This window comes from Paraburkholderia lebeckiae, assembly GCF_014201005.1.
In the GTDB taxonomy this organism is placed as follows: Bacteria; Pseudomonadota; Gammaproteobacteria; order Burkholderiales; family Burkholderiaceae; genus Paraburkholderia; species Paraburkholderia tuberum.
In genome coordinates this window covers 1-4,371 of record NZ_JACHDK010000058.1, presented here as the reverse complement: position 1 = coordinate 4,371, position 4,371 = coordinate 1, and the positions used below count along the sequence as shown (strand labels likewise).

Below are 4,371 nucleotides of genomic sequence, written 5' to 3'. Positions count from 1 at the left end.
GTCGAGAATCCAGGTCGCGGTGCGTGATGCAATGGACTGGATGCGGCGGTCAATGCCGCCGGCCGCGCCTGAACCTGCCGCGACTGTGAGCGACGCGTTCGAACGCGCTCTGGCCGAGTTGGTCAATAAGATCGATACCGGGCTAGACTCAGGCGACCTACTGCAAGACGCCAAGCGGGCATCTGCCGCGCTCGACTCGATCCTTTCCGGTGGAGATCTGGTTGCGTGCGCGCACGAATACTTCCGCGATTCTGGCGAACGCTACGAAAAGTCTATCGAGTTCCGCATTGGCTGGAACGCATGCCTTGATGCAATCGGCCAAGCCCGCGCCGCATCCACTGCCACGGCGACGGTGGACGATTTAGCGATGCTTGTGCGCAAACTAGTCCGCCATGTCCGCAAAGCCCGGCCAGACAACAACATGGCCGATATGGCAATGGACTACTTGCGCCGCCATGGCCTCGAAGAGTCACCGCTACGCGCGGCAGCACCGCAAGCAGGGGCGCTAACGGATTCGCAGCGAGAAGCGATCGAGTGGGCTATCGGGCCGGCGACGAGTTTCGAGTACACACACCACGTCGCTGCATTGCAATCGCTTCTCGCCGAGCAATCCGCCGCTCCCCGAGCCCCGATAGCGCAGTTTGCTATCCCCGAGGGTTTCAAAGTGGTGAAGCTGGATCCGCGCTGCGACGGGTGCGACAAGGGTGTGACGACCGGACAAGGCATCTGCTGCCATAACGGTTGCTTCGCTGACGAGGAGCGGCAACGCGGTCGCGAGTCGTGGAAGCAAATTCCGGGGTTCTCTCCCCTACCGCGCGCCAGCGAGCAAGCAGACGAGGCGTTGAAAGCGGACGCAGAACGTTATCGATGGCTTTTGGCGCATCCTGAACACGTTGAGTATGGAGATTTCTACGACAGGACGTATCTTGGTCCGAGTGCGACTGTCTCTGATGCCATCGACGCCGCCCGCATCAAGGAACCGAAATGACCACAACCCCATCCCAAAGCGCGCAAGCGATGAGCGACGAACAACAGAGCTTCGAATTCGAAGCGTGGTTTGACCGCACCTATCCTCTTACCCCTGGCGCCGGACGCCCGAATTATCAGAAGACGATGGTGATGGACCTGATGCGTGCAGCGTTCGACGCCGGCCACGCCGCTGCAAGCGCTCAGGCGACTGTGCAGGCGGTGGAGACGTTCGCACTTCGCGCCCTTGTGGCCGCAGGCCATGTCTCGCAAGCAAAGGTCGATGAGGCGCTGAGCATCGCGGCCAAAACTCCAGGCGTCGCCACCCCACCCCAGGATGGAGCGCAGATCAGGGATGCGGCGATTCTTCGCGAGGCTCTGCAAGAGCTGTCGAACATGTACGGGTCTACGTGGGATCGAGTCGACGGTGCGCTCGTCACGTTTGATGTTGAGCGCTTCGAAGCAGCGCACGAGAAAGCGCGGGACGCCCTGTCTCAACAGCCAGCGCCGCGAGGTGAGGGATGAGCACGACGCGCCGCTCGAGCGCCACGCGCATTCGCAAAGAGATCTCGAACGCGGCGCGCGTGCTGGCGTCATCCAAGCCCGCACCACTTGAGCAGGCGATTCGACAGATGGTCGGCATGCCGAATAAGCGAATTACGAAAGCGCCGGCCGCGCCGAGCCCGATCGAAGAACTGTTCGCACTGCACGTGCGCGCCGACAAGCTCCCGGCGCCGGCGCGCGAATATCAGTTCGACCTGCAGCGCAAGTGGCGTTTCGACTTCTGCTGGCCTGAGCGCCGCGTCGCGATCGAAGTGGAGGGCGGGATTCATTCCGGCGGCCGACACACACGTGGCGCCGGGTTCGAGCAGGACGCGCGCAAGTATCTGGCCGCGACGCTCGCCGGCTGGTGCGTGGTGCGCGTGACGGGAAAGATGGTCCGCGACGGTTCGGCGATCGCTGCGGCGCGCGAGCTGCTGACGCGGCATCGGTGAGGATTTACGGGAGTGAGCAACATGGAAGCGGTCTTTAATGATGCGGTGCATGCGCTGCGCTACGCGTATTCGTTCAATTCGCAGCAGTACGGCAAATCGCTGATGGCGCGCATGTACGGGCCGCCGGGGTCTGGTCGCGGACTGAGCGGCATCGACGGCGCAGGCCAGGCCGGGTTCGTGCTGTCCGAGATTGAGAAGATTCCGCTGGTGCAACAGGCCGTGCTGTTCGTGCGATACGCGCCGACGAGCTTTCCCTGTTCGTGCGGAGCGGAATGCTGTTCGCGACAGCGCCCGAACAAGGCGTGGCAGCGAGTGGTCGACTGGATCGCCGAGCATCACGTCGCCGTGCTGCTTCCGGGCTGCGTGCGCAATGTGCGGCTGCACCGACAGCTTGTTAAGGACACGCTGACGGGCGAGCGGTCCGAGTATGCCGCGCTCGGCAAGCAGTACGGCGTCCACGCGCAGACCGTCGCGAAGCATGCCGGCGTGATACGGACCGCGCTCGTTGGAACTCGCGCGCACGCCGGCGAAATGGACAGGGCGCTCGTACGCGCCGACGAGCTGCTGCGTGCGGCGGGAATCGTAGGCGAAGTGCAAGCTGCTTGACCTTTCGTATTTCCGCAACGAAAATAGCCACTATTGCAGCGCCATAGCTGCGTCCAAAGCCCGCCGATGAGCGGGCTTTTTTGCGATAGGGTTTGCGCGACCTCCTTTAAACTGGCCTTCCAATAACGGTTAGGGAGGCGAAGTGAAAACTAAAGAACGCGCAGAACTGAAGGCGTTGGCCGCTGAAGCCCTGTTTCTTTGGGGCGTATTGGCACAGGAACTCAAAACATGGTCGAGTGCTCCTCGGCGGGTCGAGGATTGCGAGTCGATGGCTGCCACGCTCGCCGCCGGCATCATGGCGAGTCGCGTCGCAAAAAATTCGGGAGGCAAAGATGCGGACTGAAGCGCTACGTGAGAAGTTCGTCGGAAAGACGGTTCGGCTGAAGTCTGGCGGTCCGCTGATGACGGTCGAGACAGTGACTGAAACCGAAGCGGGACCCATGCTTGATTGCTGCTGGTTCGATGGTACCGGGGCGAATAAATTAGAGCGTGCGCTGCTGCTTCCCAGCTCCATTGAACCTGTAAGCGTGCCGCGCGGCAGCGTAGAGTTTTTCTGACCTTTTAGCTGCGTTCGCGCGGCTTCACCCAGACGCCCAGTCGGCTAACGCCGCTGGGCGTTTTCATTTCCCGTCCTTGCCCGCGACTGGCTTCTTGCCAGCGCGGGCTTTTTCTTGGGCAATCACCGGAGCAACAGCACCAATGAAGACCTACATCGGTACGAAGCTGGTTCACATGGAACCCATGACCCGCCAGCAGTACAACGATTTTCGCGGTTGGGCGCTGCCCGCCGACGAGAACGGCGAGGACGAAGGTTACCTGGTCGAATACCTCGACGGTGGCAAACCGAACACGCCGCAGTACGACGGCTATGTGTCGTGGTCGCCGAAGGCGCAGGCGGACGCGGCGTACCGGCCGACTGACGGGCTGTCATTCGGGCTTGCGATCGAGGCGATGAAGAAGGGCGAGCGCGTCGCGCGCGCCGGCTGGAATGGCGCCGGGCAGTTCGTCTACCTCGTGCCGCCGGCCTCGTATCCGGCCCAGACCGGTGCGGCGAAGGCCTTCTTCGGTGACGGTGCGATGGTGCCGTACAACGCCTACTTCGCGCTCAAGACAGTCAGCGACACGGTGAGCACTTGGGTGCCGAGCGTGACCGATTGCCTCGCCGACGACTGGCAAATCATCGAATAACCCACGGCGCGGCTGTAAGCCTCGGGGCAGCGGACGTTGCGCGTAAGACCCCGGGCGCCTCAAATCAATCGGAGAGAACGGATATGAACAACGAGCAGATCGAGCAGGAGATTCAGGCGAAGGGCAAGACCGCGCCCCGCGTGACGCCGGCAGACATCGAGGCCAATATCGCCAGCGAGCACTACTTCACCGGCCTGAACGCCTTCAATCGCGAAGGCTCGTGGGAAGGAATCAGCGACGAGCAAAGGGTGAAGTCTGCGGAAGCCCTTTCGCTGCTCGCCTTTTGCGTGCTCGTGCTGCGCAACGGCTTCACCGTGACCGGCGAAAGCGCGTGCGCATCGCCCGAGAACTTCGACGCTGAGATCGGCCGCAAGATCGCGCGCCAGAATGCTGTGCAGAAGATTTGGCCACTTGAGGGCTATCTGCTGAAGCAGCGCCTGCACGACGCCACCTAACCCTCCGAGCATGCAAGGCGTTCCCGGCCGCTCGCTCGGCCCACGCAGTCTGAGATTCAGGAGAAAAAAGTTATGGGCTGTCCCTGCAAGAAGCGGCTTCCGCCGCCGCCACCGCCGCCGAGGAAGCGGTGATGAAGCTGAATCCGTGTGACCGCGACGAT

7 protein-coding genes and 1 pseudogene are annotated in these 4,371 nt (G+C 62.3%); all 8 read left to right on the top strand.

What is annotated here, in order from left to right:
- Positions 1-988, top strand: a pseudogene (locus HDG39_RS34295) (hypothetical protein); the annotation flags it as partial.
- Positions 985-1,491: a hypothetical protein gene (locus HDG39_RS34290; RefSeq protein WP_184012685.1), complete on the top strand. Its 507-nt coding sequence runs from the start codon at positions 985-987 to the stop codon at positions 1,489-1,491. The pseudogene HDG39_RS34295 and the gene HDG39_RS34290, both read left to right, overlap by 4 nt.
- Entirely contained in the window at positions 1,488-1,961 is a 474-nt protein-coding gene (locus HDG39_RS34285; RefSeq protein WP_260328456.1) for a putative endonuclease domain-containing protein, read from the top strand. Before HDG39_RS34290 ends, HDG39_RS34285 begins: the two co-directional genes overlap by 4 nt.
- Positions 1,962-1,982: 21 nt before the next feature.
- Positions 1,983-2,567 carry a hypothetical protein gene (locus HDG39_RS34280; RefSeq protein ID WP_184012683.1) on the top strand — a complete coding sequence of 195 codons (585 nt, stop codon included), beginning with the start codon at positions 1,983-1,985 and terminating at the stop codon, positions 2,565-2,567.
- Between the two features lie 142 nt (positions 2,568-2,709).
- Positions 2,710-2,910 carry a hypothetical protein gene (locus HDG39_RS34275; protein ID WP_184012681.1) on the top strand — a complete coding sequence of 67 codons (201 nt, stop codon included), beginning with the start codon at positions 2,710-2,712 and terminating at the stop codon, positions 2,908-2,910.
- Complete coding sequence (locus HDG39_RS34270) at positions 2,900-3,124, top strand: DUF2158 domain-containing protein (RefSeq protein ID WP_184012679.1); 225 nt, start codon at positions 2,900-2,902, stop codon at positions 3,122-3,124. Before HDG39_RS34275 ends, HDG39_RS34270 begins: the two co-directional genes overlap by 11 nt.
- Positions 3,125-3,266: 142 nt before the next feature.
- Positions 3,267-3,755 carry a DUF2829 domain-containing protein gene (locus tag HDG39_RS34265; protein WP_184012677.1) on the top strand — a complete coding sequence of 163 codons (489 nt, stop codon included), beginning with the start codon at positions 3,267-3,269 and terminating at the stop codon, positions 3,753-3,755.
- Between the two features lie 83 nt (positions 3,756-3,838).
- On the top strand, positions 3,839-4,210 hold the full coding sequence (locus HDG39_RS34260) for a Gp49 family protein (RefSeq protein WP_184012675.1): 372 nt from the start codon (positions 3,839-3,841) through the stop codon (positions 4,208-4,210).
- Positions 4,211-4,371: the final 161 nt, after the last annotated feature.

Coding starts and splice junctions, on each gene's coding strand:
- HDG39_RS34260 (WP_184012675.1), top strand. CDS start 3,839: ATGAACAACGAGCAGATCGAGCAGGAGATTCAGGCGAAGGGCAAGACC.
- HDG39_RS34265 (WP_184012677.1), top strand. CDS start 3,267: ATGAAGACCTACATCGGTACGAAGCTGGTTCACATGGAACCCATGACC.
- HDG39_RS34290 (WP_184012685.1), top strand. CDS start 985: ATGACCACAACCCCATCCCAAAGCGCGCAAGCGATGAGCGACGAACAA.
- HDG39_RS34280 (WP_184012683.1), top strand. CDS start 1,983: ATGGAAGCGGTCTTTAATGATGCGGTGCATGCGCTGCGCTACGCGTAT.
- HDG39_RS34270 (WP_184012679.1), top strand. CDS start 2,900: ATGCGGACTGAAGCGCTACGTGAGAAGTTCGTCGGAAAGACGGTTCGG.
- HDG39_RS34285 (WP_260328456.1), top strand. CDS start 1,488: ATGAGCACGACGCGCCGCTCGAGCGCCACGCGCATTCGCAAAGAGATC.